The sequence below is a fragment of the Comamonas sp. MYb69 genome, from assembly GCF_037479315.1.
Lineage (GTDB): Bacteria > Pseudomonadota > Gammaproteobacteria > Burkholderiales > Burkholderiaceae_C > Comamonas.
In genome coordinates, this window is record NZ_JBBGZG010000005.1 from 81,871 (window position 1) to 108,153 (window position 26,283).

Here is a 26,283-nt window from a genome sequence, read left to right on the forward strand (position 1 = left end):
GGTGAAGCGTGGAGCAACGGGCCGTATCGGTATTTGACACCTGTCTGGAGCAGGCATTGCATGAGGCCGAGCCTTTGATGGCCGCCATGGGCAATGCAGCTTTGGCGTCTCTGGCTGCGCAGTTGTCGTCTTACAGCAACGCACAAGATCAACAATTGTTGCTGTACGCGCAATCCCAGTTGGCCAGCAAGAAGGCGCAGCTGCCGCTCGCCTACGCACTGCGCCTGCGCCAGGCCGTGTTTGCGATTGCGGAGGGCAAGCGCGAGGACTACCACGCGCAGATGAGCGGCCAGGGCCAGGCCGATGGCTTGCAGGAAGACCGCAACGCGCTGCGGGCCCAGATCGAATGGGGCCGCATGCAGATCAACCTGCTGCAGCAGACCGAGCAGAGCCTGACGGGTTTGGAGCGCGTCTACCGGCCCTTGCGCAAGATCACTCGCTACTGGCGCAATGGCAACCCCTTGCACCACACCGTCTACCTCGACAGCCTGCAGGCCACCTTGAGCGACGTGGAGATTTCTGCCGATGCAACCGCGCTGTTTCTGCCCGACATGGTGGGCGTCATGGCCGACCATCTGCAGACCAGCTACCAGCGCATCATGACCTTGGCGATGAACAGCTATGCCGAGCTGCTGGCCAAGGCCGAGCTCAAGCGCCGCGTCGCCAAAGACAACACCCGCAGCTTTGTGCAGCGGACCAAGACCTTGTTCGACATCCCCGCGCATTGCCCCGTGGGCGCCGTCCGGGCCTACAAAACACTGATTCCGGTGATGGAGCGCATGGCTGCGCAGGACAGCTCGTTCTGGACTGATGCCGACCACCCCGCCCGCATGCTGGTGCAGACCATTGTCGACAAGGCCACCGTGCTCAAGGAAGAGGGCCGTGCGCTGTCCGATCCGCAGTTCCCGCAGCTGGTGACCGAGACGGTCGAGACGCTGTCGGCCCTGGCCCAGCCCAGTGCGGCAGATTTTGCCCAGGCGCTCAGCCGCTTTGGCGTGCGGCTCAAGCCCCGGCTGTCGTCGGCGCTGCAGGATGTCGATGATTCGGGCTACTCCAGCAGCATGCTGCTGGAGAGCCAGTGGGGCGCGTCGGGCCTGATCAGCATCAGCCCTGAATCCGACTGGGCGCAACTGGCCCAGATGCAGGCAGAGCGCGAGGTGCTGGCGCAGCCCGCACCCAAGCCCGGCTATCAGCCCGAGCCTGCGCTGCAGCCAGCCCCAGCGCCGCTGGCAGCCAGCGCCGCCACGCCAGGCCCTGGCGCGTCTGCCAACCTGGAGCAGATCGAGGCCGAAGTGATGCTGCGCCTGGCCACCAGCTTGCACAGCTTTGATGTGGACCCGGCGCTGCTGGCGGCTTTGACGGGCGCCTGGCCCAAGGTGCTGCTGCAGGCGGCCGAGCGCTCAGGCCAGGACTCATCGCATTACCGCGCCTACCAAGAGGCGGTGGACGACGTGTTGGCGCTGGCAGGGGCCAATGCCAGTGCCAGCATGCACAGCGATGCGGACATGCTGATCCCCTCGCTGCTCACGCGCCTGAAGGCCGGCCTGACCAGCATTGGCTGGATGCCCGAGCGCATTGCGCCGGTGCTCACGGCCGTGGCCCAGATGGCGCCCAGCGCGCTGGTGGAGCTGCAAATGGTGCAGGAAGAGGGTCGCCATGCGGTGCCGGCCGTGGCCGCGCCATTGCCCGCTGCGGCGGCGGCCAGTGCCTTGTCACCTGCGCCAACCCCATCGGCCTGGGCGCAGCTGCCCGAGGCGGTGGACGCCATGGGCGAGGATGAGCCCGCCATCATCGTGACGGGCTCCATGCTCGATGCCCCCAAGCCCGACAGCGTGGGGCTGTGGATTGGCGGCAAGCGCCTGGAGGCCGGGGTCTGGCTGGAGTTCCTGGGCCAAGGCGGTGGCTGGGTGCCCAAGCAGCTGAGTTGGACCAATGCGCGCTCGACGATGTTCCTGTTTGTGGCCAGCGGCGGCGCGAGCCAATCGATCACGCGCCGCATGCTCGAGAAGCTGGCCCAGGAGCGGGCGGTACGGCCGGTTTGAGTGCTCGCGGGCAGAGCTCGCAACTGCCCAATCGCCAACCGCTCATCGCCTAAAGGGTATCTGGGTTTCAGGCCTTTTGGCCGTGGCACAATCTTCGCTTTCGGGGCACCAAGCCCCAGGGGCATGCAACCACACCAGGCTGCAGCCACCATAAGCCAATAAGCCAATCGCCTGGATGTGCTCAGCGTCCAGGTGCCAAGGAGACACCATGAGCCCATTCTCGCGCAGCCGCATTGCGGCCGCATGCCTGCCCTCGCGCCGCAACGTTCTGGCCGCCACCTTGCTGGGCGCCGCAGCCCTGCTGCCCCTGGCCTCGCAGGCCGCCGATCCCAAGAAGTACCCCGAGCGCGCCGTGCGTGTCGTGGTGGGTTTTTCTGCTGGCGGCACCACCGATGTGGTCGCGCGCATCATGGCCAAGGAGCTGACGGCCGAGCTGGGCCAGTCGTTTGTCGTGGACAACAAGCCCGGCGCCGGTAGCAACATCGCTACCGAGCAGGTGGCCCGCGCCGAGAACGACGGCTACACCCTGCTGTTTGTCGCGGTGACCAGCGCGATCAACCAGACCCTCTACCCCAAGGTGCGCTTTGACCTGGAAAAGGACTTTGCGCCGGTGGCCCTGGGCGCCAAGGTGCCCAATGTGCTGGTGGTCAACCCCAGCGTGCCCGCCAACAATGTGCAAGAGCTGATCGCCTTTGCCAAGGCCAACCCCGACAAGGTCTCCTACGCGTCTTCGGGCAGCGGCACCTCGATCCACATGGCAGGGGAGCTGTTCAAGCTGCGCACGGGCCTCAAGACCCAGCACATTCCCTACAAGGGCAGCTCGCCGGCACTCACCGACCTGATGGCAGGCCAGGTGCAGTTCATGTTCGACAACATGCCGTCGGCCTGGCCCCATGTGAAGGCCGGCAAGCTCAAGGCACTGGCCGTGACCACCACCAAGCGCTCGCCCACCGCGCCCGATCTGCCAACGATGGAAGAAAGCGGCATCAAGCCTTTTGATGTCTCGTCCTGGTTTGGACTGATCGCCCCGGCCGGCACGCCGCCTGAAGTGGTGGCAAAGCTCAATGCCGCGATGAACCGCGCCTTTGACAAGCCCCAGGTCAAGGAAGCCTATGAAAAGCTGGGCGCTGTGGCCGAGAAGAACACGCCCGAGCAGTTTGGCGCCTTTATCAAGTCCGAAGTGGCGGCCTGGGCGCCGGTAGTCAAGTCCTCGGGCGCGACGGTGGACTGAGGCGGTCCCCGCACCACTTCGCACAGGCAGCTTCGGCTGCCTTTTTTCTTGCCCGCGCCGCGCTGGGTGACGCCAGCAGGCGGTGGCCTGCGTTACAGTCCCAAGCTGGCACATCTCCACCGTTTTTCTCCCTCTGATGCAATCCTCCCCCGTCCATGCGATGACCCCCGGCCTGATGGTGATACACAGCAACCATCCGGAGGCTTTGCGGGACCTGGTCGTGGCCTGGATGCAGCGCTACCCGCTCCGGCCCCTGGAGAGCGAGACGATTCTGGTGCAAAGCAATGGCATCGCGCAGTGGCTCAAGCTGTCGATGGCCCAGCCGGTGGCAGAGGGCGGCTGCGGCATCACGGCTGCTGTCGATGTGCAGCTGCCTGCGCAGTTTCTGTGGCAGGCCTACCGGGCGGTGCTGGGCAAGCACGAGGTGCCCGAGATATCGCCTTTGGACAAGCAGCCGCTCACCTGGCGGCTGATGCGCCTCTTGCCCGATCTGCTGGCCCAGCCCGCGTTTGCCGCGCTGCAACGCTTTTTGGCCGAGGACCATGACCAGCGCCGGCGCTACCAACTGGCCGAGCGCATTGCCGATCTGTTTGACCAGTACCAGGTCTACCGCGCCGACTGGCTGCGCGACTGGGCTGAGGGCCGGGACCAGCTGCGCAGCGCGCGCGGCGACATCCAGCCGCTCGATGAAGAGCAGCGCTGGCAGGCGCAGCTATGGCGCGCGCTGCTGGACGATGTGGGCGCCGCCGGCATGGAGACCAGCCGCGCCGCTGTGCACCAGCGCTTTGTGCAGTACCTGCAGTCGCCGCAAACGCTGCCAACGCTGTCTGTCCCTCAGGCGCGCAACCCCGGCCTGCCGCGCCGCGTGGTGGTGTTTGGCATCTCGTCGATGCCGGCGCAGACCTTGCAGGCGCTGGCCGCCATCTCGCGCAGCTGCCAGGTGCTGCTGTGCGTGCACAACCCCTGCCGCCACCACTGGTCGGACATCGTGGCCGACAAGGATTTGCTGCGCCACCAGTACCGGCGCCAACAGCGCAAGGGCAGCATGCAGGGGCTCATCGATGACGACGACCTGCACCAGCATGCCCACCCGCTGCTGGCCGCCTGGGGCAAGCAGGGGCGCGACTACATCCACCTGATTGACGAGTTTGACCAGCCGGACCAGTACGCCTCGCTGCTGGGCCCCGTCAATGGCGGGCGCATTGACCTGTTTGGCGAGGCCGAGCCCAGCCACATGCTGGCCCAGTTGCAGGACGACATCCTGGACCTGCGGCCGCTGGCCGAAAGCCGCGCGCTGTGGCCGGCGGTGGACCCGGCGCAGGACGGCTCCATCCGCTTTCAGACCGCGCACAGCCCGCAGCGTGAGGTGGAGGTGCTGCACGACCAGCTGCTCGCCCGCCTGGGGGCCGATGCCAGCCTGCGGCCGCGCGACATCATCGTCATGGTGCCCGATATCCAGATCTATGCACCGCATATCGATGCGGTGTTTGGCCGCATCGCCCGCAGCGATGCGCGTTACATCCCCTATTCGCTGGCCGACCAGAGCCAGCGCGGGCGCGAGCCCATGCTGGTGGCGCTCGAGCATGTGCTGGCGATGCCCGAGAGCCGCTTTGCGGTGAGCGAAGTGCTCGATCTGCTGGCCGTCGATGCCCTGCGCCAGCGCTTTGGCATTGACCCGGACGACTTGGCGCTGCTGCAACGCTGGATCGAGGGCGCCGGTGTGCGCTGGGGCCTGGATGCGGCCCAGCGCGCCCGCATTGGCCTGGCGCAGGCGGGAGAGACCAACAGCTGGCGCTTTGGCCTGCGCCGCATGATGCTGGGCTTTGCGGTAGGCCGTGGCGAGGCGCTCGGAGATATCCAGCCCTATGACGAAATTGGTGGCCTCGATGCCGCTGCGCTGGGCGGCCTGGCAGCCTTGCTGCGCGCGTTGGAGCAAGCCTGCGATTTGTTGGCACAGGACCTGCCGCCCAGCACCTGGGTGGCGCGCGCCCGCGCGGTGCTGGCCTTGCTGTTTGACCCCCAGCAAGAGCATGAAAAGCTGCTGCAGATGCAGCTGATCCAGGGCCTGGAGCGCTGGCTGGGCCAGTGCGAGGCGGCAGCGTTTGATGAGGCCCTGCCGCTGTCGGTCGCGCGTGAGGCCTGGCTGGCCGGCATGGATGCCAGCAGCCTGAACCAGCGCTTTATGGCGGGATCGGTGAGCTTTTGCAGCCTGATGCCCATGCGCGCGATTCCGTTTCGCATGGTCTGCCTGTTGGGCATGAATGACGGCGCCTATCCGCGCCCGGTATCGGTGCTGGATTTTGACCTGATGCGCCAGCAGTACCGGCCCGGCGACCGCTCGCGCCGCGATGATGACCGCTACCTGCTGCTGGAGGCCGTGCTGTCGGCGCGCGAGCAGCTCTACATCAGCTGGGTGGGGCGCAGCATCCGCGACAGCACAGCCAGGCCGCCTTCGGTGCTGATCGGCCAGCTGCGCGACCATCTGGCCCAGGGCTGGCAACTGGCTGGTGCCCCTGCTGGCCTGACAGGCCCTGCCGCTGGCGAAGCGCTGCTGCGCGCGCTCACGCAGGAGCACCCGCTGCAGCCCTTCAGCCCACGTTACTTCGCGCAGCCGCCCTCACAGGCCGGCAGCGATGGCCTCTACACCTATGCGCAGGAATGGCATGGCGTGCATGGCGATGGCTTGCAGACCGAGTCGGGCGAAGACGCGCTGGAGGCCTTGCCCGAGATGGGGCTGGAGGCCGCGCTGAACCTGCGCCAACTGCAGGACTTTGCGCAAAAACCGGTGACTGCCTTCTTCCGCCAGCGCCTGCGTGTGTATTTTGAGGACGAGGACCTGACCGGCCAGGACGAAGAGATGTTTGCGCCCGATGGCCTGCAGGCCTGGGCCTTGCAGGCCAGCTTGCTGAGCGCCTTGGAGCCCTGGGTGCGTGACAACCCCGAAGCGGCGGGCGATGCGCCCCGCCTGCGCGCGCAGCTCGATGCCGCTGCCCAGCGGCTGCGGCTGGAGGGGCGCTTGCCGCTGCGCGCCTTTGCCGATTGCGCATTGGAGCCCGCTTGCGATGCCGCCCAGCGTGCCTTGCAGGTTTATGCGGCGGCGCTGCGCTACTGGCCGCAGGCGAGCAGCGCATCGCTGGAGCTGCGCTACAGCGATGGCGCAGAGGGGCCGGCCGTGGCCGACTGGCTGCGCGGTCTGCGCTGGGCCGATGCCGGCCAGCAGCATGCCGCCAAGATCAGCCTGTCTGCCGGCCGCTTGCATGCCGGCGAGCAGCTGCGCTATGACCGCTTGGTGCGTGCCTGGGTCGAGCACCTGGCCTGGCACAACGCGGGCCAGGCGCTGACGACGGTGGTTTGTACCGAATCGGGCATTGCGGTGTTTCCCGCGCTGGCCGCTGGCGCTGCGCAAGCGGCCTGGCGCCAGTTGCTGGTGCTGTGGCAGCAAGGCATGCGCGCGCCCCTGCCGGCCGCTGTGCGCACCTCCATCGCCAGCCTGGCGCCGACGGCATCGGCCGGCCAGCTCACGGCGCTCTATGACGACAGCTACCGGGGCACCGGTGAGCTGCAGCGCTCGGCCGAACTGGCCCGGGTGTTTCCGGATTTTGATGCGCTGCTGGCCGCCGGTCTGCTGGATGTCGCCCAGCAACTCTATGGCGACATGCTGAACCATGTGCAATTGGTCAATGGCCAGCATCCGCAGGCGCTGGCGCGCTTTGCGGAGGGTGATGCGGGCGATGCGGGTGATGGGGAGGGGCCGCGATGAGCGCGATGCCAAGCGATACCACCTTGCCACTCGAGCCGCTGCGCTTTCCGCTCTGGGGCAGCCGCTTGATCGAGGCCAGCGCCGGCACCGGCAAGACCTATACGATCGCCGCGCTCTACCTGCGGTTGGTGCTGCAGCATGGCGGCGAGCAGGCCTTTGGCCGGCCGCTGGCGCCCCCCGATATCCTGGTGGTGACCTTTACCGATGCGGCGACGCAAGAGCTGCGCGACCGCATTCGCCAGCGCCTGTCCGAAGCCGCCCAGCTGTTTGCGCAGAAGCCGGAAGAGACCGGTAGCGAAGCGGCAGCAGACCCCTTGCTGCTGGCGCTGCGCGCCGACTACCCCGCCAGCCGCTGGCCCGCCTGCGCCCGTTTGCTGCACGAGGCCGCGAACTGGATGGACGAGGCGGCGGTGTCCACCATCCACAGCTGGTGCTACCGCATGCTGCGCGAGCATGCGTTTGACAGCGGCAGCCTGTTCCAGCAAAGCCTCATCACCGACCAGAGCGAGCTGCTGACCCAGGTGGTGCAGGACTACTGGCGCCGCCAGTTTTATGACCTGCCCGCCACCTCGCTGCGCAGCCTGCTGCAGGTTGTTGCCACGCCGCAGGCCTTGCAAGAGGCCATCCAGCCCATGCTCAGTCGCCAGGATGCCGACTGGCGCTACGACGGCGCGGCGCTGGCGCCTGCCGACCAGGTCGATCTGGCCGCATTGCTGGCCCAGGCCAGCGAGGCAGCCGCACGCCACACCGCGCTGGAGAACAGCGCACGCCTGCTGTGGCAGCAGCACCGGGCCGAGCTGGAGCAGCTGCTGATTGCGCTCGTGCCGGGTCTCAACGGCGTCACCTATCCGAAGAAGGACGAACCGGGCGTGTTCGAGGCCTGGCTCGCCGCCATGGCGGCCTGGAGCGATGGCGAGCCGGCGCCCGCCAAGATTCGGGCCTTTGGCCAATCGGGTATCAAGGCCAAAAAGGGCGTGACCGTGCCCGCGCATGCGGCCTTTGCCGCCATCGATGCCTGGCTGGAGGCCGTAGCGCAAGACGCAGAGTTGGCCACGCCACTCCAACCGCTGCTGCTGCGCCATGCGATTGCCCATGTGCAGCGCGCACTGGAGGCAGAAAAGCAGCGCCGCGCCGAGCTGGGCTTTGACGACCTGCTGCAGCGCCTCGATAGCGCCTTGCATGCGCCCGGCGGTGAGGCACTGGCGCAGCGCATCCGCAGCCAGTTTCCGGTGGCGATGATCGACGAGTTCCAGGATACGGACCCGCTGCAGTACCGCATTTTTGAGCGCATCTACCGCATTGAATGCAACGACCCGGCGCAGGGCCTGTTCATGATTGGCGACCCCAAGCAGGCCATTTACGCGTTTCGCGGTGCAGATATCTACACCTATCTGCGGGCCCGTGCTGCCACCGAGGGGCGCCATTACTCGCTGGGCACCAACTACCGCTCCACCCAGGCGGTGGTGCAGGCCATCAACCACTGCTTTGTGCATGCCGAGAGCCATCCCAGCGCGGCCTTCCGCTTTCGCCAGGATGCGCAGCACAATCCTGTGCCCTTTGTGGCCGTTGATGCCAACGGGCGCCGCGACGCACTCTTTTTGCAGGGCCAGGCCACGCCGGCGATGACCTTGTGGACCCTGGATGCCGGCACGCCGACGCAGGCCGATGGCGCCGACGAGCAGGGCGATGCTGCGGCATCCGGCAAGAGCGCGCGTACCGGCGTGGCCGAGTCGGCCTACCGCCAGCGCATGGCGCAGTCGGCGGCCAGCCAGATCACGGCCTGGCTCAATGCCGCCCGGGTGGGCCAAGCCGGTTTTGGCCCAGCGGCGGATGCCTTGGCCCGGCCGCTGCGCCCGGCCGATATCGCCATCCTGGTGCGGGGCCGGGCCGAGGCCGAGCTGGTGCGCAATGCGCTCAAGGAGCGGGGTCTGGCCAGCGTCTACCTGTCGGACCGCGATTCGGTGTTCCAGACTGCCGAGGCGGCCGACATGCTGCGCTGGCTGCGCGCCGTCAATGCGCCCGGCCATGACGGACTGCTGCGCGTGGCGCTGGCCACCGCGTCGATGGATTGGTCCTGGCAGGACCTGGAGCGGCTCAACCACGATGAGCAGCATTGGGAGCAGCTGGCGCTGCGCAGCCGCGTGTTGCAGCAGCTGTGGCAGAAAAAGGGCGTGCTGCCGATGCTGCGCCAGTGGCTGCTCGATTTTGACCTGCCCGCGCGCTGGCTGGCCCAGCCGGGCGGCGAGCGGCGCCTGACCAATGTGCTGCACCTGGCCGAATGGCTGCAGCGCGCATCGACCGAGGTGGAGGGCGCGCAGGCGCTGATCCGCCGCCTGGCCGAGCAGATGGACAGCCCCGAGGGCGAGGAAGAAATTCTGCGTCTAGAAAGCGATGCCGATCTGATCAAGGTGGTCACCATCCACAAGTCCAAGGGGCTGGAGTACCCGCTGGTGCTGCTGCCCTTCATCAGCAGCTGGCGCGATTTTGACGGCAAGAGCCGGGGCTATGCGCAGTACCACGATGCCGCATCGGGCGAGTTGGTGGTGGAGCTGAACAACAAGCACCAGGACGCCGTCAGCGCCCATAACGACGAGCGCCTGAGCGAAGACATGCGCCTGCTCTATGTGGCGCTGACGCGCGCCCAGTACGCGCTGTGGCTGGGCGTGGCGCCACTGGCCAAGGGCATGAGCCGCGCGGGCAGCCTGGAGAAAAGCGCCGTCGGCTACCTGCTGGCCGGCGGGCAAAAATTGCCTGACCTAGAACTGCATGCCTACCTGCAGGACTTTGCCAGCAGCTGTCCGCAAATGGCCGTGCAGCCGGTGCCCGAAGTCAGCCCGCAGCGCTACCAGCCCGAACGCCCGCCCGCCGCCTTTGCGGCGCGGCACCCGCGCCGGCAGGCCGATGAGCACTGGTGGATCGCCAGCTTCTCGGCGCTGACCGAGCGGCTGGGCTATGCCGTGCCCGCGCCGAGCCTCTGGATCGAAGACGCGCTGACAGCCGCTGAGCCCGAAACCGCGCAGCAGGACCAGTACCTGGAGCCGCAAGAGCCCGCACCCGATGCTGCCGCACCGGGCCAGCCGGAGCCCGGTAGCCTGCATGCCTTTCCCAAGGGGCCTGACGCCGGCAACTTTCTGCACGGGCTGCTGGAATGGTGCGCGCAAGAGGGTTTTGCCACGGTGCTCAGCAGGCCTGCGGCATTGGATGGCATCATCGCCTACCGCTGCCAGGTGCGCGGCTGGGCCGATTGGGCCGAGCCGCTGCAAGGCTTTGTACGGCAATGGCTGCAGACGCCACTGATCTTGCAGGGCGCGCTTAGCGACACCCCAACCGAGGCAGTTGCGGCACTGCAGTCGCTGGGCGACTACCAGGTCGAGATGGAGTTCTGGCTGTCGATCCACCGGGCCTCGACCGGCCAGCTCGATGCGCTGGTGCAGCAGCATGTGCTGCCCGGCCAGCCCCGGCCCGCGCTGCTGGCCAACCAGCTGCATGGCATGCTCAAGGGCTATATGGACCTGGTGTTCGAGCAGGGCGGCCGCTACTATGTGATGGACTACAAATCCAACTGGCTGGGCGCGGACAGTGCCGCCTACACGGCAGAAGCCATGGCCGCTGCCGTGCTGCAGCACCGCTATGACCTGCAGTATGTTCTGTACACCTATGCGCTGCACCGCCTGCTGCAGCAGCGTCTTCCCGGTTATGACTACGAGCGCGATGTGGGCGGTGTGCGGTATTGGTTTTTGCGGGGCGTCGGTGCGGACCACCAGGGCCTCTACCATGACAAGCCCCCGCGTGCACTGATGGATGCGCTCGATGCGCTGTTTGCGCAATGATGATGAATGCAATGACGACAGAACCCCAGGACGGCCTGCCAGAGAACGGCCAGGCTCAAGATGGCCTGCCCACCCAGCGATCGGCTGCCCGCACGCTGGCCATGCCCGACGGCGCCACCGCCAGCCTGCTGCACACGGTAGAGCGCTGGACCGCCCATGGCTGGCTGCGCAGCCTGGACCAGGCGCTGGTGCTTTTTCTGCACGAACTCGATCCCGCCGCATCACCGCTGGTGCTGCTGGCCGCCGCACTGGCCAGCCACCAACTGGGCCGGGGCCATGTCTGTCTGGATCTGCAGGCCACCCTGGACAACAGCCGTTTTGCGCTGTCGCTGCCGCCCGATACCGTGGCGCAGGGCAGTGGCGCCACCGAGCCCACGCCCTTGCCGCTGCCCAGCGAGCTGCTGGCCCAGGTCAACCTGCTGCAGTGGCAATCGGCCTTGCAGGCGAGCGCGCTGGTGGCCGCGCCCGGCAAGCCCAGCCAGGGCGGCACGCCGCTGGTGCTGCAAGGCGATCGCCTCTATCTGCGCCGCTATTGGCAGTACGAGCAGGATGTGGCGCAGGCGATTGGCCAGCGCATCACTGCCAGCCAGCATCTGCGCCAGGGCCGCAGCGCCGCGCAAGATGCAATGCTGCGCCAGGCGCTGGACCAGCTGTTTGCACCGGCGGGTGACCAGGCTACCGATTCGCCCGACTGGCAGAAAATGGCCTGCGCCTTGGCGGCCTCCAGCGCCTTTTCCATCATCACCGGCGGCCCCGGCACCGGCAAGACCACCACCGTGGTCAAGCTGCTGGCGCTGCTGCAGAGCATGGCGCTGCAGCAGAACGGCCGGCCGCTGCGCATCTGCCTGGCTGCGCCCACCGGCAAGGCGGCGGCACGCCTGTCCGAATCGATCGTGCAGGCCTTGCAGCGCCTGGCGGATGCGCAGCTGCCAGCGGTGCCGCCGGCGCCGGGCAGTGGCGAGGCGCGTAGCTTGAAACCGCTGATCCCGTCCGACGCCCAAACCCTGCACCGGCTGCTGGGCAGCCGGCCCGACAGCCGGCATTTTCGCCATGATGCCCAGCACCCGCTGGCGCTCGATGTGCTGGTGGTCGATGAGGCCTCGATGGTCGATCTGGAGATGATGGCGGCCTTGCTGTCGGCCTTGCCTGCGCAGGCCAGGCTGGTGCTGCTGGGCGACAAGGACCAGCTCGCATCGGTGGAAGCCGGCGCGGTGCTGGGGGAGCTCTGCGCCCAGTCCGAGCGGGGCCTGTATTGGCACGAAACGGCGCAGTGGCTGCAGCAGGTCACCGGCCAGCAGGTGCCCGCTGAGCTGCAGGATATGGCGGGCAAGCCGCTGGACCAAGCGGTGGCCATGCTGCGGGTCAGCCACCGCTTCCATGCCGACAGCGGTATCGGCCAGCTGGCCAGTGTTGTCAATGCCGGGCGGCGCAAGGCGATCAAGCCGCTGCTGAAGGCGGGCTACCCTGATCTGGCCGCCTATGCGGTGCCGGATCTGACGCATTCGTCGCTGGCCCAGCTGGTGCTGGATGGCGGTGGCAAACGCTTTGTCGACAGTGCCGCCAAGCGCGACGCGGGGCCGGTGGGCTATGGCCACTACCTGCAGGTGCTGCGCGAGATGCCGGCCAACCCCAGCCCCGAGGCCTTGAACCAATGGGCGCTGCGCCTGTTGAAAGCGCATGGCGAGTTCCAGGTGCTGTGCGCGCTGCGCAGCGGCCCCTGGGGCGTCGAAGGGCTCAATGAGCGCATTGCCCAGCTGCTGGCCCACCGCGAGCTGATTGCGCAAAGCAGCGGCTGGTATGCGGGCCGCCCGGTGCTGGTGACCCGCAATGACTACAGCCTCAAGCTGATGAATGGCGATATCGGCATCACGGTGCAGATGCCGGCGGGCCAGGCGCTTGACGCTGGCGGGGCCAGTGGCGCCGCGGTAGCGCAGGGCGCGCTGCGCGTGGTGTTTGCCACCAGCGAGGGCCTGCGCTGGGTGCTGCCCAGCCGCCTTCAGGCAGTCGAGACGGTGTATGCGATGACCATCCACAAATCGCAGGGCTCGGAGTTCAGCCATGCGGCCGTTGTATCGCCGCCCAGCCTGTCACCGATCATGACCCGCGAGCTGGTCTACACCGGCCTGACCCGGGCCAAGCGCTGGCTCACGGTTGTGGCCGGCGGCAGCAGCAATTTCGCGGTGCTGGAAGAGGCGACGGAGCGCCAGGTCAGGCGCTCGAGCGGATTGCGACAAGGCGAGTTGTAGCCGTTGGTGCCAGAGCTTGGGGGGTGTTGTCGAGGTCGCAGGCCGGTGCAGCAGGGCAGGGCCGTTTTGAGCAAGGATCGTCGCAGCGGTTGCAGTGGGGAGTGCCCATCGGCTGCGCGGGTTTCATCGAAAAAATGCGTGGCTGTGCGAAAAGATCGTTGGCTGGCCAAAACGACCCTGGAGCTGAACGGGCCCCAAGAGTCGCCCCACGATGAAACAATCACAGTTGCGAGGGCGCTGGGCATGTGTACATGCGCAAGGCCCCTGACAGCGGCGATGGGCGAATAATAACATTGAATGAGAATAATTATCAATACTGATATTGATAAATCCTGCTGACTTGCTTCAGTTGTGTAAGTTTTTGTTTTTGGTTGATTTTTCTTGACCTTTCCCCTGGAAATGGGGATGCAACGTTTAGGAAAATTTGGTAACTTCGCAGTATCGATAAAAAATATTGCGGGAGTTCCAACCATGTCCGGTTCCAGTTACAGCTTCAAATCCACAGCGCTTGCGATGCTGGCGCTCACGGCCTCGGCCTGGGCGCAGGCTGCCTGCTACACGGTCTATGACAGCAAGAACGAGGTGGTGTATCGCAGTGCTGAGCCCCCAGTGGACATGTCCAAGCCGCTGCACCAGACGGCAAGCGAGCTGCCCAGCGGCAGTCGTGTTGTCTTCACGCCCAACAATGCCGTGTGCGTTACCGAGGTGCATGCACTGCCAGGCGGCAAGAAGCTCACATCGAGCAGCGCCAACATGGTCACCGACCAGTTGAGCCTGGGCAGCATGATCACGGCGCAGTAAGCGCATCACCAAATACCGAAGGGCAGCGTGGCTGCCCTTCGGTATTTTCAAGCAGGCATGTACCATGCTGGCCTGCATAGCGCTGTTAGCCCCAGAAGGCGTCTTCTGCGTCCTGGTCCTCGGAGAACAGCCAGACCTCCCTGATGAGTCCGTTCTCAACCCACAGCACATCAATGCCCGACATGGCGATGGCTGCACCTGGCTTTTCAGCGCAGAAGTGCAAGGAGGTGCTGACCAGATCGCCCTGGGCCATCAGCGGGCCGACCTTGTCGATGCGAAAGCTCCCTTGGCTGCGCTGCATGAACTGGCCCAGCAACGCGAAGACCGCAGCCTTGCCTCGGTGCAACCCGGAGAGGGCGCCCTTGCCGGGCTGGTGCCATTCAATATCGTCACTGAAAGCGGCGCCAACGCCGCCGAGATCGCCTCGTGCGACTGCCTCAAAGTAGCGGCGTACGACATCCATGTTCTGTGCTGTGTTCATAGTCATTCCTCGTTGAATAAACGCATGCTGCATTGGGCAGATGCATGAAAAATGATGAGCTTAAAGGTAGCGATAAATAGTTGCAATAAGACACTGAAAAGTGACATAGGAACCAAAAAGTGACCATCGACCGCTGCCGCCCCGCCTGGAACCCCTATCTCGCCACCTGCCCCACCAGGCAGGTGCTGGACTGCGTAGCCGACAAATGGACGGTGCTGGTGCTGGGCCTGCTGCGCTCAGGGCCGTGGCGGTTTGGGCAGTTGCGCAAGGGCATTGAGGGCCTGTCTCAAAAGATGCTGACGCAAACGCTGCGGGCGTTGGAGCGTGATGGCATTGTCCGGCGCGAAGTCTTTGCCTGTTCGCCGCCCAAAGTGGAATACAGCCTGACCCCGCTGGGCCAGTCGCTGGCTGCCACGCTGGATGCGCTGCGCCTGTGGGCCGAGCGGCACATGGATGAGGTGATGCGCCACCGGGACCTGTATGACGAGGCGGCAGCACAGCAAGGCCCGGCATTGGCAAAGCTGATATGGGCTCCACCGTGATTTTTTGCGCTCCCGCACGTCAAATTGCCAGAGGTTGGCCGCAGGCCATTGCCCAGCCTGCGAAAATACCGGGATGAGCCAAGCGCAGACCCCACAGAATATTCCCGAATCCCCCGATGCCGCCGAAGCGGCGCAGTTCCCCGCAGATGCTTTGAAGATCGTGTCCATGGACATGGACGCCCAGGGCGTGGCGCGCCGTGCCGATGGCAAGGTCGTCTTTGTCGATGGCGCGCTGCCGACAGAATGGGTGAGTGCCAAGACCCGGCGCAAGAAAAACAACTGGGAGCAGGCCGATCTGTTGCAGATCCACCGCGAATCGTCGCAGCGCGTGCGGCCCGGCTGCCCCAACTTTGGCCTGCATGCCGGCGCCTGCGGCGGCTGCAAGATGCAGCATCTGCATGTGGGCGCGCAAATTGCCACCAAGCAGCGCGTGCTCGAAGACAACCTCTGGCACCTGGGCAAGGTGGTGGCCGAGACGGTGATGCGCCCCATCGAGGGCCCCAGCTGGGGTTACCGCTTCCGCTCGCGCCTGTCGGTGCGCTATGTCGCCAAGAAGGGCAAGGTGCTGGTGGGCTTCCATGAGCGCAAGAGCCGCTACATCGCCGACATGGAAACCTGCAAGATCTTGCCGCCCCATGTCGATGCCTTGCTGATGCCGATGCGCGCGCTGATCGGCAGCCTCGATGCCCGCGAGACTTGCCCGCAGATCGAGGTGGCCTGCGGCGACCAGGTCACCGCCTTGGTGCTGCGCCACCTGGAGCCTTTGAGCGACGCCGATCTGCAGCGCTTGCGCGATTTCGCCGCAGCCCACAAGGTGCAATGGTGGCTGCAGCCCAAGGGGCCGGACACCGTGCACCTGATGGATGGCGTGGGCGAGCAGCTGTCCTATGCGCTGCCCGATTTCGGCATCACGATGCCGTTCAAGCCCACCGACTTCACCCAGGTCAACCCGCACATCAACCAGGTGCTGGTGACGCGCTCGCTGCGCCTGCTGGATGCGAAGAAGACCGAGCGTGTGATCGACTGGTTCTGCGGCCTGGGCAACTTCACCTTGCCGATTGGCACGATGGCTGGCGAGGTGCTGGGCATCGAGGGCTCGGAGACCCTGGTGCAGCGCTCGCACGAGAACTATGCCGCCAACAATGCGACCCGCCCCGCAGGCAGCGCGCTCGCGCCCACGCGCTTTGTGGCCCGCAATCTGTTCGAGATGACGCCCGAGATGCTGATCGCCGATGGCCAAGCCGACAAGTGGCTGGTCGATCCACCGCGTGAAGGCGCGTTTGCGCTGTCCAAGGCGCTGGCCGACATCCACAAGGCGCGCCACCAGGTGCCTGATACGGCGCCGCTGCCTGACAGCGCCAAGGACTGGACACCGCCCAAGCGCATCGTCTATGTGAGCTGCAACCCCGCGACGCTGGCGCGCGATGCCGGACTGCTGGTGCACCAGGCCGGCTACCGCTGTGTGGCTGCTGGCGTGGTCAACATGTTTCCGCATACCGCCCACGTCGAGAGCATGGCCGTGTTTGAATGGGATGGCCATGCGCCTTCGGTCAAGACCGAGGGGGATGATGCGGCCGACGTGGAGACGGCCACCGTGGAGACGGCCGCCGTGGACACGGCCGACGCTGCCGAGCCGAGCGCTGCAGCAGAAAACGCAGCAGCCTGATGCCGCCGGGGGATTACCCCCGTTTTAGGCACAAATGCTGTGATGCATGTGATTGATTAGCGTGCTGGAATGCCGTTAAGCTGGCAGGCTGAACAACCGGGTTTCCCGATTTTTTTCCAAGGAGTCACCATGAAAACCAAAGCAGTGCTGGAGTTGGCCGACGTCAAGGCGGTGTTGAATGCGGCCGAGGCCGAAGCGGTCAAGAACCAATGGATCGTCAGCATTGCGGTGGTGGACGACGGCGGCAACCTGCTGGGCATGATCCGCCGCGACGGCGCAGCCCCCGTGTCGGCCCACATCTGCGTGGCCAAGGCCCGCACCTCGGCGCTGGGCCGCCGCGAGAGCAAGGGTTTTGAGGACATGATCAATGGTGGCCGCACCGCTTTCCTGAGCGCTCCGCTGATCGACGGCATGCTCGAAGGCGGCGTGCCGATCATCAAGGACGGCGAATGCCTGGGCGCCGTGGGCGTCAGCGGTGTCAAGGCACCGGAAGATGCACAGATCGCCAAGGCGGGTATTGCGGCCCTGGGGCTGTAAGGCATAGCCCTTGCGCCTTGCCAAGGTGCAGAGGGCTCCGGCCCATCAACGACGAAGCGGCCATTGGCCGCTTTTTCGCGTCTGAATGTGTAGCTGGGGCGTCAAACCAGCGCCGGTGCGGGCGCCTGCAGAAAGTGCGTGGTGGGCGCCGCGCTGCCATCGTCGAGCATCAGCACCCGTTCGGGCCAGCGCAGCGCCGCGAGCTTGAAGTCCTGCTCGGGCGGCTGGCCGGCGAGCCGGGCCGTCCAGCGCGCGCCCACGGAGAAGTCCACACAAAACACATTGCCGCGCAGGCCGTGCCAGGCATGCGGGTTGATATCGGCGAACAAATCCTGGTCGCCCTTGCCCAGCACCGAGCGGTCAAGCTCATGGATGCGGCGCCAGTAGTGGCCGACGATGACGGGCGTGTTGTCGGTATACGCATCCCACCAGGCCACACGCTCGACAAAGCGCCATTTGCCGCCGGCATAGAAGGGCTCGCTGCCGCGGCGCTCCACACCGCAGCTGAGCACCTTCAAGGGGTTGTACTGGGATTTGTTCAGCTCGCTGTCCGCATGCGCGGGCATGAACGGCGGGCAATGGGCGCCATCTTCCAGGTGGTAGGGCCAGGCCTGGTTTTCGGCCTTCAGCCGGGCCGGAATGCCCAGGGTCTTGGCGTGCAGGTAGGCTTCTTGCTCCAGGCGGTCATAGTCCTGGGCGACATGGCCGGGCCGCAGCGCGCGGGCCTGGTTGATCTTGTCGTCGATCCAGGCGGCATGAACGATGCGCAGGTCGGGCCGCTCCAGCGCGAGCGGCAGCTGGCGCAAAAAGGGCAGCATTTCGTCGTCAAAGGCCTGGTCCGCGCGCACATAGGGCGCGTATTTGCGGTTGTCGGCCTCGATGCGCTCGTCAAAGTACCAGCCCGAGCCGTCCTTGGCATCTTCGCGCAGCAGGTTGATTTCATGGTTGCCGAGCACCGCGCAGGCATGGCCGTTTTCTACCCAGCGGCGCACCAGGGCCAGCACGCCGGGGCTGTCCGGGCCCCGGTCGCAGAAATCGCCGACAAACACCAGCGTACGGCCTGCCGGGTGGCCGCCATGGTCGTCATAGCCCAGATGCCGAACCAGCGACTCCAGTGCCTGGCGCTCGCCGTGCACATCGCCGATCACATCCAACGGGCCGGCGGGCAACGCTTGTACCAGGCTCATCGTCACAGTGTTCCGTCTTGTTGCAGCGCCCGGTGCTTGGGGCCCGGCGCACCACAGATTGCTATTCGATGAAATCCATTTTGCATGAATTTGCTGCGCCGCACCAGCGTGGTGCCATCGGTGAGCGGCGCGCTCAGGCGGGCTGGCGCTGGTAGCAGACAAACGCAAAGGGCAGGCCGTTGCTGCTGGTGTGGCGCTCACGCGAGGCCTCTTGCCACTGGTCGCCGAGCACCGGCGCATGGGCATCGCCGTCAAAGTCCTGGTCGATCTCGGTCACCCAGACTTCGTCGGCCAGGGCCAGCGACTGGGCATAGATCTGCGCCCCGCCAATCACCCAGACGGGCTGGCCCAGCGCCTGGGCCGTGCTGAGGGCCTGCTCTAGATCAGCGGCGACATGGACGCGTTCGCTGACGGGGCTGGGCTGCCAGCCGCTTTGGCGCGTGACGACCACATTGTCGCGGCCTGGCAGCGGGCGAAAGCGCGGCGGCAGCGAATCCCATGTCTTGCGGCCCATGACGACGGTGCCTCCCGCCGTCTTTTGCTTGAAAAAGGCCATGTCCTCGGGCAGGTGCCAGGGCAGTTGGTTGTCGCGGCCGATGACGCCATTGCGGGCGCGGGCAAAGATCAGATGGATACGGGCTGGGGTCATGGCGTGCGGGCCGCCCAGCGCGCAATGGCGCGCCGGCAGGCCTGGTAAATGGGGTGTTCGATCGCGTGGTAGTACAGGGCCGACAGCGCGACCAAGGCCGCCAGCACCAGCAGCAGGCTGAGCGAGCGGTGGGGAATGTCGAGCGCCATCGATGTGATGGCGCGTTGCACGAGCTGGAACACCAGCAGATGCAGCAAATAGATTGCAAATGAATAGTCGCCGAGCTTGGCGAGCAGCTGCCATGCCCGGTGCTGGGGCATTGGCAGCAGCAAGGCTGCCGCCACCAGGGCGGTGGTGGCGCTGCCCACCAGCAGCGCGCGGTCCGCCCAGTGGTAAAAACCGACGATGCCAGGCGCATACAAAGTGGCGGTGTGGCTGTAGTACACCGCTGTGGCGCCCAGCAGTGCACTGGCCAGCAGCCAGGCGTACCAGCGCTGCTGCGGGTAGCGCTGCAAAAAGCGGTACATGAAGTAGCCGGCAAAGAATTCCAGCACCAGGGGCGCGGCATAGAACCAGATGAGTGGTGTGGTCTGCGCAAACATGTCCGGCCGGTAGCGGCCGGTGGCCGCGTAGTACAGCACCAGCACCACCATGGTCAGGCCCCAGGCAGCGAGGGCCCGGTCGCGCCAGGGCTTGGGCAAGAGCAGGCTGGCGCCAATGAGCAGGTAGAAATACAGCTCAAAGACCAGGGTCCAGGTCACCGCATTGATGTGCAGGCTGAAATTGGCCGGGTAGAGCAGCGCCGACGACAGCAGGTTCACATCCGGCGGCATGGCGCCCAGCGCCTGCAATCCAACGACGTACAGCAGCATCGCCGGCCACCAGCCGGTGTAGATGCGGGAAAAACGGGTGGCCACAAACTGGGCGGAAGGACGCAGGCCGGTGGGTGTGTTGCTGGTGGCCAGCGCCATGATGACGCCGCTGATCACAAAGAAGATATCGACACCGACAAAGCCGCCTTCGGCAATGGCGCGCAGCCAGCCAGGAAGCTCGGGGAAGAAGCTATAGGTCCGCGCATGGTAGAGCGCCACCCACAGGGCGGCAGCAAAACGCAGAATCTGGATGGACTGGATCATGGCACGGTGGTGGGCGCAGGCGGTCAATGCCGGGCAAGCGCTGCAGCGGGCGCTGGGGGGTAGTGCTTGTCACTTGCGTGCCGGCAGGGGCGGTGTCCGCTCAGCGGAACAGCACGCCCGCTTCGTCCGGGTGCCAGGCAGGGTATTTTTCCATCACCTGCTCGAACAGTGCTGAATCGGTCAGACGCAGCAGCCAGGCTTGCAGATGGGGCCAGGGGTGATTCTGCCATGCAGCCTCATCGATGCCGGCAAACTGGCGCACAAAGGGGCGGATGGCCATGTCGGCCAGGCTTGGGTCGCGGCCAAACAGGTAGCCGGTCGCAGCCAGCTGCTGGTTCAGTGCATCCAAAAAGGCCTGGGCAGTGGCCGCTGCGGCAGCGGCGTCTGCTTGCGGGTAGCGGCTGGGGTATTTGCAGCGGTCCAGCGCCGGTTTGAATTCGCTGTCATGGCGGGCGATCAGCGCCTGCATCTCGCCCAGGCTGCCGGCGGTGGGGCTGAGCCACTGATCGGGGTCGTTCTGGCGCAGCGCCCAGAGCATGATCTCCAGGCTCTCTTCGAGCACCGTGCCATCGGCGAGCACCAGCACCGGCACGGTGGCCTTGGGCGATGCATCCAGCAGCGCCTGGGGCTTGTCCTTGAGGACGACCTCGCGCAACTGGCAGGCGATGCCGGCATAGGCCAGCGCCAGGCGGGCCCGCATCGCATAGGGGCAGCGGCGGAACGAGTACAGCACCGGCAGGCCTTGCAAGGCTTCTTGCTGCGCGGCGATCTTTTGCTGGCGCGATTGCTGCGAGCTGGCCTGGGTGTGGCCCAGATGGGTGTCACCGCGCTCCTGCGCCAAGTCCATCTGCCGCTGGCGCTCGGCCAGCGACTGCAGTTGCTCAGGGCTGCGGCTGCCGTGGCAGTAGGGGCAGCTGACGCCGCGCACATAGTGGGCATGGGCCAGCTCGGCTGCGCCCAGCGGCATGCGGCAGCTGCGGCACAGCTGGTGCGGGCCGCGCACCAGGCCGTGGCCGACCGAGACGCGCTCGTCAAACACAAAGCAGTCGCCCCACCACATCGACTCGTCCTCGGCCACCGTCTCCAGGTACTTGAGGATGCCGCCTTCGAGGTGGTACACATCCTCAAAACCCTGGGTCTTCATGTAGGCGGTGGATTTTTCGCAGCGGATGCCTCCGGTGCAGAACATCGCCACCTTTTGCTTACCATGCAGCGCGCCGCCGGGCTGGGACTGCTCAGCCACCCATTGCGGAAACTCGGTAAAGCTCTTGGTGTGCGGGTTGACCGCGCCCTCAAAACTGCCAATGCCCACTTCGTAGTCATTGCGGGTGTCGACCAGCACCACGTCGGGCTGGCTGATCAGCGCATTCCAGTCCTCGGGCTTCACATACTGGCCGGCATTGCGCGCTGGATTCAGTTCGGGCACGCCCAGGGTCACAATCTCCTGCTTGAGGCGCACGCGCATGCGGTAGAAGGGGTTGCTGTCGGCATAGGCCTCCTTGTGCACCAGATGGGTCAGGCGCGGGTCGCGCTTGAGCCAGTCCAGCACCGCATGCACATCGCTGGGTAAACCGGCAATCGTGCCGTTGATACCTTCATGGGCGAGCAGCAGCAGGCCCTTGACCTGGTGCTGGTCACACAGCGCCTGCAAGGGCTGCTGCCACTGGGCAAACTCCGGCAGATCGATGAACTGGTAAAGCGCGGCGGTAAGGTATTGCTGGGACATGGAGAAAATCTGCGAAAAATGCGCGCCCGCAGGCCGTATTTTTCGGGGTAGTGCATAGGAAAAGCCAGGTGGACTGGAGGAGGGCCCTTCGATCCACCAACTTGGGGTGGCCCCATGGGGCTGGCACCGGCAGGGTGGCCTGCGCAGGCATCCCCATGGCGGGCGGGCCGCAGTCCAACGGCTGAACATCGTACTGTATCTGAATCGCCCATTTCTAGACCTGGATCAGCAAAATGGCCCAGCGTGCAGGCGTAAAAAAGCCCGGCAGGGCCGGGCGGTGTTTGCGGCGCTTGCGGGCTTACCGCTTCCTGATCACTTGGGGCTCAGGCCCGTGATGTCGTAGAAGTTGATCTTGCCGCCGCCTTCAAAGACGCGGTCACCGGGGTTGATGCCCGCGGGGCAGGCACCCAGGTACTCGCCCTTGATATTGCGGGTGGTCTCTACCGTGCTGCCATCGGGCATCTGCTGCTTGGTGACCGACAGCACATGGAAGTTGTGCTGGAAGTCGCCGGTGATCTTGCGGCTGCTCTCGATGCGCTGCTCGGTCTGGCCGACCTTGCAGTTGGAGGTGAATTGCCAGCCATTGCTGTCCTTCAGGCTCGCGGTCTTGCATTGCTGCACATCGTACTTGGCCTTTTGCAGCTCACGGGTCTTGTAGAAGGTGTCCTTGTCCATGCAGTCCTGGAACTGGACGGTCCGGCCTTCCTGGTCCGTGGAGCTGATCTGCCAGTGGCCCGACTTGGGGCGGGGCAGGTCTTCGATGTCGCCGGTGGTGGCGCAACCGGCGGCCAGCAAGGCTGCGGCCACGGCGGACAGGGAGGCGAGGTAACGGGTAGAAAGCATGGATGTCCTCTCGGTGGTTGTCATGCCGCATCGCTGCAGCGTGTTTTTGTACAAGAACGCGTCGTTACTTTATATCCTAGGCGGCGCGCTGCCCGCGCATTGTCTGACAAGGGCCGGGCCGCGTGTAGGAGAGCACCCGGCGGCGTGCTAGGGCAGCGCTGCAGCGCGCGTATCGGGGGGCTGCTCCTGCCCGCATTGCGCGAGCAGCCAGCGCTCGAAGGTCTGCATCGCCAACGTGGGGCTGCGCGATTTCAGCTGCGTGAGCCAGTAGCTGCCGGTGTCCAAGGTCTGCGCGAGCGGCGCGACCAGGCGGCCTGCCTGCAGGTCCCGGGAAAACAGGCGCAATGGCAGCAGCGCGACGCCCAGGCCCTGCGCTGCCGCTTCGGCCAGCGTGAGCGATGAATCGAACACGGTGCCGCGCAGGCTGGGGCAGGCGAGCTTGTTCTGGGCGAACCACTGCTCCCACTCGCCTGCGCGGTAGGTGCGCAGCAAGGTCTCGCGCGCCAGGTCGGCCGGCTGCTGCAGGCGTGCGGCAATCGCGGGGGCGCACATGGGCGTGAGCGGCGCCTGCAGCAACTGCCGGGCCGCCGTGCCATGCCAGGCGCCATCGCCAAAGCGGATCGCGCAGTCCCAGCCTTCGCCCGCCAGGTCCACCCGGTTGTTGTGGGTGAACAGGCGCAGGTCGACAAAGGCATGGGCCTCCTGAAAGGCGCGCAGCCGGGGCAGCAACCAGCCCACCGCAAACGTGCCCACGACGCCGACCGACAGCACCTCGTGCGGCCGCCTGTCCTGCACCTGGGCCAAGGCGCGCGACAGGCTGCCAAAGGCCTGGGCCACCGCCGGCACCAGGGCCATGCCTTCATCGGTCAACGCCAGGCCACGCGGCAGGCGGCGAAACAGCGGTTTGCCCAGCTGGTCTTCGAGCTGGCGAATGTGCTGGCTGATGGCGGCCTGGGTCACATGCAGCTCCAGCGCCGCCCGCGTCAGATTGAGGTGGCGTGCTGCGGCATCGAAGGCGCGCAGGGCATTCAAAGGCAGGTGCATAAGCTATAAGTTTTTCTTGTGGGTTTTCTTGGTTTTCATCGTTGGTCAAGCGCGCGGGATCTCGGTAAATTTACGCCTGTCCACCGGATAACAACGAATTTTAAGGATTGAAAGCCATGTACAGAAGAAAGTTTTTCTTGACTATGGGTGCTGCCAGCCTGGTCGCCACCTCCGCACGCGCCTGGGCCGCTGCGCCATCGGCAGACAAGGCGGCAGAGCGCCAGTTTGCCCAGGCCATGCAGGCCCTCGAGCGCGCAGTGGGCGGGCGCCTGGGCGTGTCGGCGCTGAACACCGTGACCGGCGCGGCGCTGGGCTGGCGCCAGAATGAGCGCTTTGCGATGTGCAGCACCTTCAAGATGCTGCTGGCCGCCCAGGTGCTCTCGCGAGTGGATGCCGGCCAGGACCGGCTGGATGCCATGCTGACGTTTGACCGCTCGGTGCTGGTCGAGCATTCGCCGGTGACCGAGAAATTTGCCGGCAGGGCCCCGATGACGGTTGAGGCGCTGTGCGACGCCATCATGACGATCAGCGACAACGGCGCTGCGAACCTGCTGCTGGAGCGCGTGGGTGGCCCGGCCAGTTTTACCGCCTATATGCGCAGCTTGGGTGACCCGACCACGCGGCTGGACCGCATCGAGCCTGCGATGAGCGAATCCAAACCCGGCGATGTGCGCGATACGACCAGCCCGCTGGCGATGCTGAGCAGCATGCGCGCGCTGACCCTGGGCAAGGCCCTGAGCGCCGCCCACCGCGAAAGACTCGTCGGCTGGATGCAAGCCAATACGACGGGCGACCACTGCCTGCGTGCAGGTGCCCCGGGCTGGAAGGTGGCGGACAAGACCGGCTCGGGACCGGGCACCCGCAACGACATTGGCCTGCTGTGGGCGCCCGGTGCTGCGACGCCGATTCTGGTGACCAGCTACTTGACTGAATGCAAGGCCGAGCCCAAGGCGCGCGATGCGGCACTGGCCCGGGTGGCCGCCGAGCTGGTGAAGCTCTGGGGCTAACTGGGGATTGAAAGGAGGGATGGATCGGACGCTGATCGCCCCGCTTCAAACAGAACTGCCCCTTGTCAGGGGCAGTTTGGGTCAAGGGCGCTGCCGGCGCAGGCAGGGCCCCTTGGCGCGTTAGCGCCAGGCGATCACAGGTACTTGACCAGCACCTGGCTCTTGCGGCTCCAGTTGTACTTGGCCTTGCGCTGCTCGGGCAGCCAGTCCGGATCCACCGGCTGGAAGCCGCGCTTGAGGAACCAGTGCATCGTGCGGGTGGTGAGCACAAAAATGCTCTTGAGGCCCGTGGCGCGGGCGCGTTGCTCGATGCGCTTGAGCAGCTTTTCGCCGTCACCCGTGCCCTGGCTTTGCGGCGATACGGTCACAGCAGCCATCTCGGCAGTGCCCGCTTCCGGGTAGGGGTAGAGGGCCGCGCAGCCGAAGATCACGCCATCGTGCTCGATGATGGTGTAGGCGGAGATATCGCGCTCGATCTCGGTGCGGCTGCGCTTGACCAGGGTGCCATCCTTCTCGAAAGGCTCGATCAGCTGCAAAATGCCGCCGACATCATCGGGCTTGGCCTCGCGCAGCTCTTCGAGGCGCTCGTCAATCACCATGGTGCCGATGCCATCGTGCACATAGACTTCCAGCAGCAGCGCGCCGTCGGTCGCAAAGGGCAGGATGTGGCTGCGCTCCACGCCTTCCTTGCAGGCCTTGACGCAATGCTGCAGGTAAAAACCGACATCGGTGGGCAAGGTGGCGGGCGGCAACTGGGCAAGCAGCTTTTGCGCCACATCCAGCGGCAGCTCGGTGTCGACCGGGTTGTCTTCTCCTTCGGGCTCGAGCGGGTTCAGGCGGATGCCGGCCACTTCGGTGAGAAACATCAGCTTGTCGGCTTTGAGCTCAATGGCCACGCGCGTGGCCACTTCTTCCATGCTGAGGTTGAAGGCCTCGCCCGTGGGCGAGAAGCCAAACGGCGAGACCAGTACCATCGCGCCCATGTCCAGGGTGCGGTGGATGCCGCCAACATCGACCTTGCGCACCAGGCCCGAATGCATGAAATCGACGCCATCGACAATGCCGACCGGGCGCGCGGTGACGAAGTTGCCCGAGATCACGCGCACCGTGGCGCCGGCCATCGGGGTATTGGGCAGGCCCTGGCTGAAGGCCGCTTCAATCTCGAAGCGCAGCTGGCCCGCGGCCTCCTGGGCGCAGTCGAGCGCCACCGAATCGGTCACCCGGATGCCATGCGAGTAACGCGGCGCATGGCCCTTGGCCGCCAGCTGCTCATTGACCTGGGGCCTAAAACCATGGACCAGCACGATCTTGACACCCAGCGCCTGGATCAAGGCCAGATCCTGGGCAATCGATTGCAGCTTGCCCGCTGCAATCGCCTCACCTGTCACGCCCACTACAAAAGTCTGGTTGCGAAACTTATGGATATAAGGCGCCACCGAGCGGAACCAGGGCACAAAGGTGAAATTGAATACAGCGGACATGGGGGTGGGGTGTGGGGGTATTTCCTAGAAGCACGCCAGATCGGCGGTTTGCGGCTGCCGCTATTGTTATACAAACATCGCGCGCCTGCATGCAGTTGGCTGCAGATTTGACCTCAGCGCCATGGGAAAAATCC

General features: G+C 65.7%; 18 protein-coding genes and 1 pseudogene. 10 read left to right on the plus strand and 9 right to left on the minus strand.

Annotation, left to right across the window (positions count from 1 at the left end; all coding sequences use genetic code 11):
* Nucleotides 1-8: 8 nt before the first annotated feature.
* From WH303_RS08670 to WH303_RS08695, 6 genes are all read left to right on the plus strand, one after another.
* Nucleotides 9-2,042 (plus strand): DUF1631 family protein, encoded by a 2,034-nt coding sequence (locus tag WH303_RS08670; RefSeq protein WP_339517981.1) that lies wholly within the window; start codon nt 9-11, stop codon nt 2,040-2,042.
* Between the two features lie 208 nt (nt 2,043-2,250).
* On the plus strand, nt 2,251-3,273 hold the full coding sequence (locus WH303_RS08675) for a tripartite tricarboxylate transporter substrate binding protein (protein ID WP_021025452.1): 1,023 nt from the start codon (nt 2,251-2,253) through the stop codon (nt 3,271-3,273).
* 136 nt (nt 3,274-3,409) lie between these two features.
* A complete protein-coding gene (recC, locus tag WH303_RS08680) occupies nt 3,410-7,033 on the plus strand; it encodes an exodeoxyribonuclease V subunit gamma (RefSeq protein WP_339517983.1) in 3,624 nt (1,207 codons plus the stop codon).
* The gene (recB, locus tag WH303_RS08685) at nt 7,030-10,863 is read left to right on the plus strand and encodes an exodeoxyribonuclease V subunit beta (RefSeq protein ID WP_339517985.1); all 3,834 of its coding nucleotides are present in this window, start codon (nt 7,030-7,032) and stop codon (nt 10,861-10,863) included. Before recC ends, recB begins: the two co-directional genes overlap by 4 nt.
* A gap of 11 nt (nt 10,864-10,874) precedes the next feature.
* Nucleotides 10,875-13,109, plus strand: coding sequence for an exodeoxyribonuclease V subunit alpha (gene recD / locus WH303_RS08690; protein WP_339517987.1), 2,235 nt, complete (start codon nt 10,875-10,877; stop codon nt 13,107-13,109).
* 471 nt (nt 13,110-13,580) lie between these two features.
* On the plus strand, nt 13,581-13,910 hold the full coding sequence (locus WH303_RS08695) for a hypothetical protein (protein WP_021026027.1): 330 nt from the start codon (nt 13,581-13,583) through the stop codon (nt 13,908-13,910).
* Nucleotides 13,911-13,995: 85 nt separating this feature from the next.
* Here WH303_RS08695 and WH303_RS08700 read toward each other — a convergent pair whose 3' ends face one another.
* Nucleotides 13,996-14,391, minus strand: coding sequence for a nuclear transport factor 2 family protein (locus tag WH303_RS08700; RefSeq protein WP_339517989.1), 396 nt, complete (start codon nt 14,389-14,391; stop codon nt 13,996-13,998).
* Between the two features lie 119 nt (nt 14,392-14,510).
* Here WH303_RS08700 and WH303_RS08705 point away from each other — a divergent pair, with 119 nt between their 5' ends.
* From WH303_RS08705 to WH303_RS08715, 3 genes are all read left to right on the plus strand, one after another.
* Entirely contained in the window at nt 14,511-14,933 is a 423-nt protein-coding gene (locus tag WH303_RS08705; RefSeq protein ID WP_339517991.1) for a winged helix-turn-helix transcriptional regulator, read from the plus strand.
* A 73-nt stretch (nt 14,934-15,006) separates the two neighbouring features.
* Nucleotides 15,007-16,599, plus strand: a complete 1,593-nt coding sequence (gene rlmD / locus WH303_RS08710; protein WP_339517992.1) for a 23S rRNA (uracil(1939)-C(5))-methyltransferase RlmD — start codon at nt 15,007-15,009, stop codon at nt 16,597-16,599.
* 129 nt (nt 16,600-16,728) lie between these two features.
* Complete coding sequence (locus WH303_RS08715; RefSeq protein ID WP_116925544.1) at nt 16,729-17,136, plus strand: GlcG/HbpS family heme-binding protein; 408 nt, start codon at nt 16,729-16,731, stop codon at nt 17,134-17,136.
* Between the two features lie 101 nt (nt 17,137-17,237).
* On the opposite strand, the gene WH303_RS08720 is transcribed toward WH303_RS08715, so the two are convergent.
* The 7 genes and pseudogenes from WH303_RS08720 to WH303_RS08750 form a co-directional block, all read right to left on the minus strand.
* Nucleotides 17,238-18,323, minus strand: a complete 1,086-nt coding sequence (locus WH303_RS08720; protein WP_339517996.1) for a metallophosphoesterase — start codon at nt 18,321-18,323, stop codon at nt 17,238-17,240.
* A 133-nt stretch (nt 18,324-18,456) separates the two neighbouring features.
* Nucleotides 18,457-18,972, minus strand: coding sequence for a dihydrofolate reductase (locus WH303_RS08725; RefSeq protein ID WP_339517998.1), 516 nt, complete (start codon nt 18,970-18,972; stop codon nt 18,457-18,459).
* Nucleotides 18,969-20,048: an acyltransferase family protein gene (locus tag WH303_RS08730; protein ID WP_339518000.1), complete on the minus strand. Its 1,080-nt coding sequence runs from the start codon at nt 20,046-20,048 to the stop codon at nt 18,969-18,971. Before WH303_RS08730 ends, WH303_RS08725 begins: the two co-directional genes overlap by 4 nt.
* A 100-nt stretch (nt 20,049-20,148) precedes the next feature.
* Nucleotides 20,149-20,796 (minus strand): glutathione S-transferase, encoded by a 648-nt coding sequence (locus WH303_RS08735; RefSeq protein WP_339518216.1) that lies wholly within the window; start codon nt 20,794-20,796, stop codon nt 20,149-20,151.
* Nucleotides 20,797-21,117: 321 nt separating this feature from the next.
* A pseudogene (trhO, locus tag WH303_RS08740) lies at nt 21,118-21,963 on the minus strand (oxygen-dependent tRNA uridine(34) hydroxylase TrhO); the annotation flags it as partial.
* A 123-nt stretch (nt 21,964-22,086) separates the two neighbouring features.
* The gene (locus tag WH303_RS08745) at nt 22,087-22,617 is read right to left on the minus strand and encodes a DUF3617 domain-containing protein (RefSeq protein WP_339518002.1); all 531 of its coding nucleotides are present in this window, start codon (nt 22,615-22,617) and stop codon (nt 22,087-22,089) included.
* 147 nt (nt 22,618-22,764) lie between these two features.
* Complete coding sequence (locus tag WH303_RS08750) at nt 22,765-23,661, minus strand: LysR substrate-binding domain-containing protein (RefSeq protein ID WP_312987552.1); 897 nt, start codon at nt 23,659-23,661, stop codon at nt 22,765-22,767.
* Nucleotides 23,662-23,777: 116 nt separating this feature from the next.
* Between WH303_RS08750 and bla the strand changes: the two genes are divergently transcribed.
* On the plus strand, nt 23,778-24,668 hold the full coding sequence (gene bla, locus WH303_RS08755) for a class A beta-lactamase (RefSeq protein WP_445228267.1): 891 nt from the start codon (nt 23,778-23,780) through the stop codon (nt 24,666-24,668).
* Nucleotides 24,669-24,802: 134 nt separating this feature from the next.
* Here the strand turns inward: bla and argA are convergent, their stop codons facing one another.
* Nucleotides 24,803-26,149, minus strand: a complete 1,347-nt coding sequence (argA, locus tag WH303_RS08760; RefSeq protein ID WP_021026037.1) for an amino-acid N-acetyltransferase — start codon at nt 26,147-26,149, stop codon at nt 24,803-24,805.
* Nucleotides 26,150-26,283: the final 134 nt, after the last annotated feature.

Coding starts and splice junctions, on each gene's coding strand:
- WH303_RS08675 (WP_021025452.1), top strand. CDS start 2,251: ATGAGCCCATTCTCGCGCAGCCGCATTGCGGCCGCATGCCTGCCCTCG.
- recC (WP_339517983.1), top strand. CDS start 3,410: ATGCAATCCTCCCCCGTCCATGCGATGACCCCCGGCCTGATGGTGATA.
- recB (WP_339517985.1), top strand. CDS start 7,030: ATGAGCGCGATGCCAAGCGATACCACCTTGCCACTCGAGCCGCTGCGC.
- recD (WP_339517987.1), top strand. CDS start 10,875: ATGACGACAGAACCCCAGGACGGCCTGCCAGAGAACGGCCAGGCTCAA.
- WH303_RS08695 (WP_021026027.1), top strand. CDS start 13,581: ATGTCCGGTTCCAGTTACAGCTTCAAATCCACAGCGCTTGCGATGCTG.
- WH303_RS08700 (WP_339517989.1), bottom strand. CDS start 14,391: ATGAACACAGCACAGAACATGGATGTCGTACGCCGCTACTTTGAGGCA.
- rlmD (WP_339517992.1), top strand. CDS start 15,007: ATGAGCCAAGCGCAGACCCCACAGAATATTCCCGAATCCCCCGATGCC.
- WH303_RS08715 (WP_116925544.1), top strand. CDS start 16,729: ATGAAAACCAAAGCAGTGCTGGAGTTGGCCGACGTCAAGGCGGTGTTG.
- WH303_RS08720 (WP_339517996.1), bottom strand. CDS start 18,323: ATGAGCCTGGTACAAGCGTTGCCCGCCGGCCCGTTGGATGTGATCGGC.
- WH303_RS08725 (WP_339517998.1), bottom strand. CDS start 18,972: ATGACCCCAGCCCGTATCCATCTGATCTTTGCCCGCGCCCGCAATGGC.
- WH303_RS08730 (WP_339518000.1), bottom strand. CDS start 20,048: ATGATCCAGTCCATCCAGATTCTGCGTTTTGCTGCCGCCCTGTGGGTG.
- WH303_RS08745 (WP_339518002.1), bottom strand. CDS start 22,617: ATGCTTTCTACCCGTTACCTCGCCTCCCTGTCCGCCGTGGCCGCAGCC.
- WH303_RS08750 (WP_312987552.1), bottom strand. CDS start 23,661: ATGCACCTGCCTTTGAATGCCCTGCGCGCCTTCGATGCCGCAGCACGC.
- bla (WP_445228267.1), top strand. CDS start 23,778: ATGTACAGAAGAAAGTTTTTCTTGACTATGGGTGCTGCCAGCCTGGTC.
- argA (WP_021026037.1), bottom strand. CDS start 26,149: ATGTCCGCTGTATTCAATTTCACCTTTGTGCCCTGGTTCCGCTCGGTG.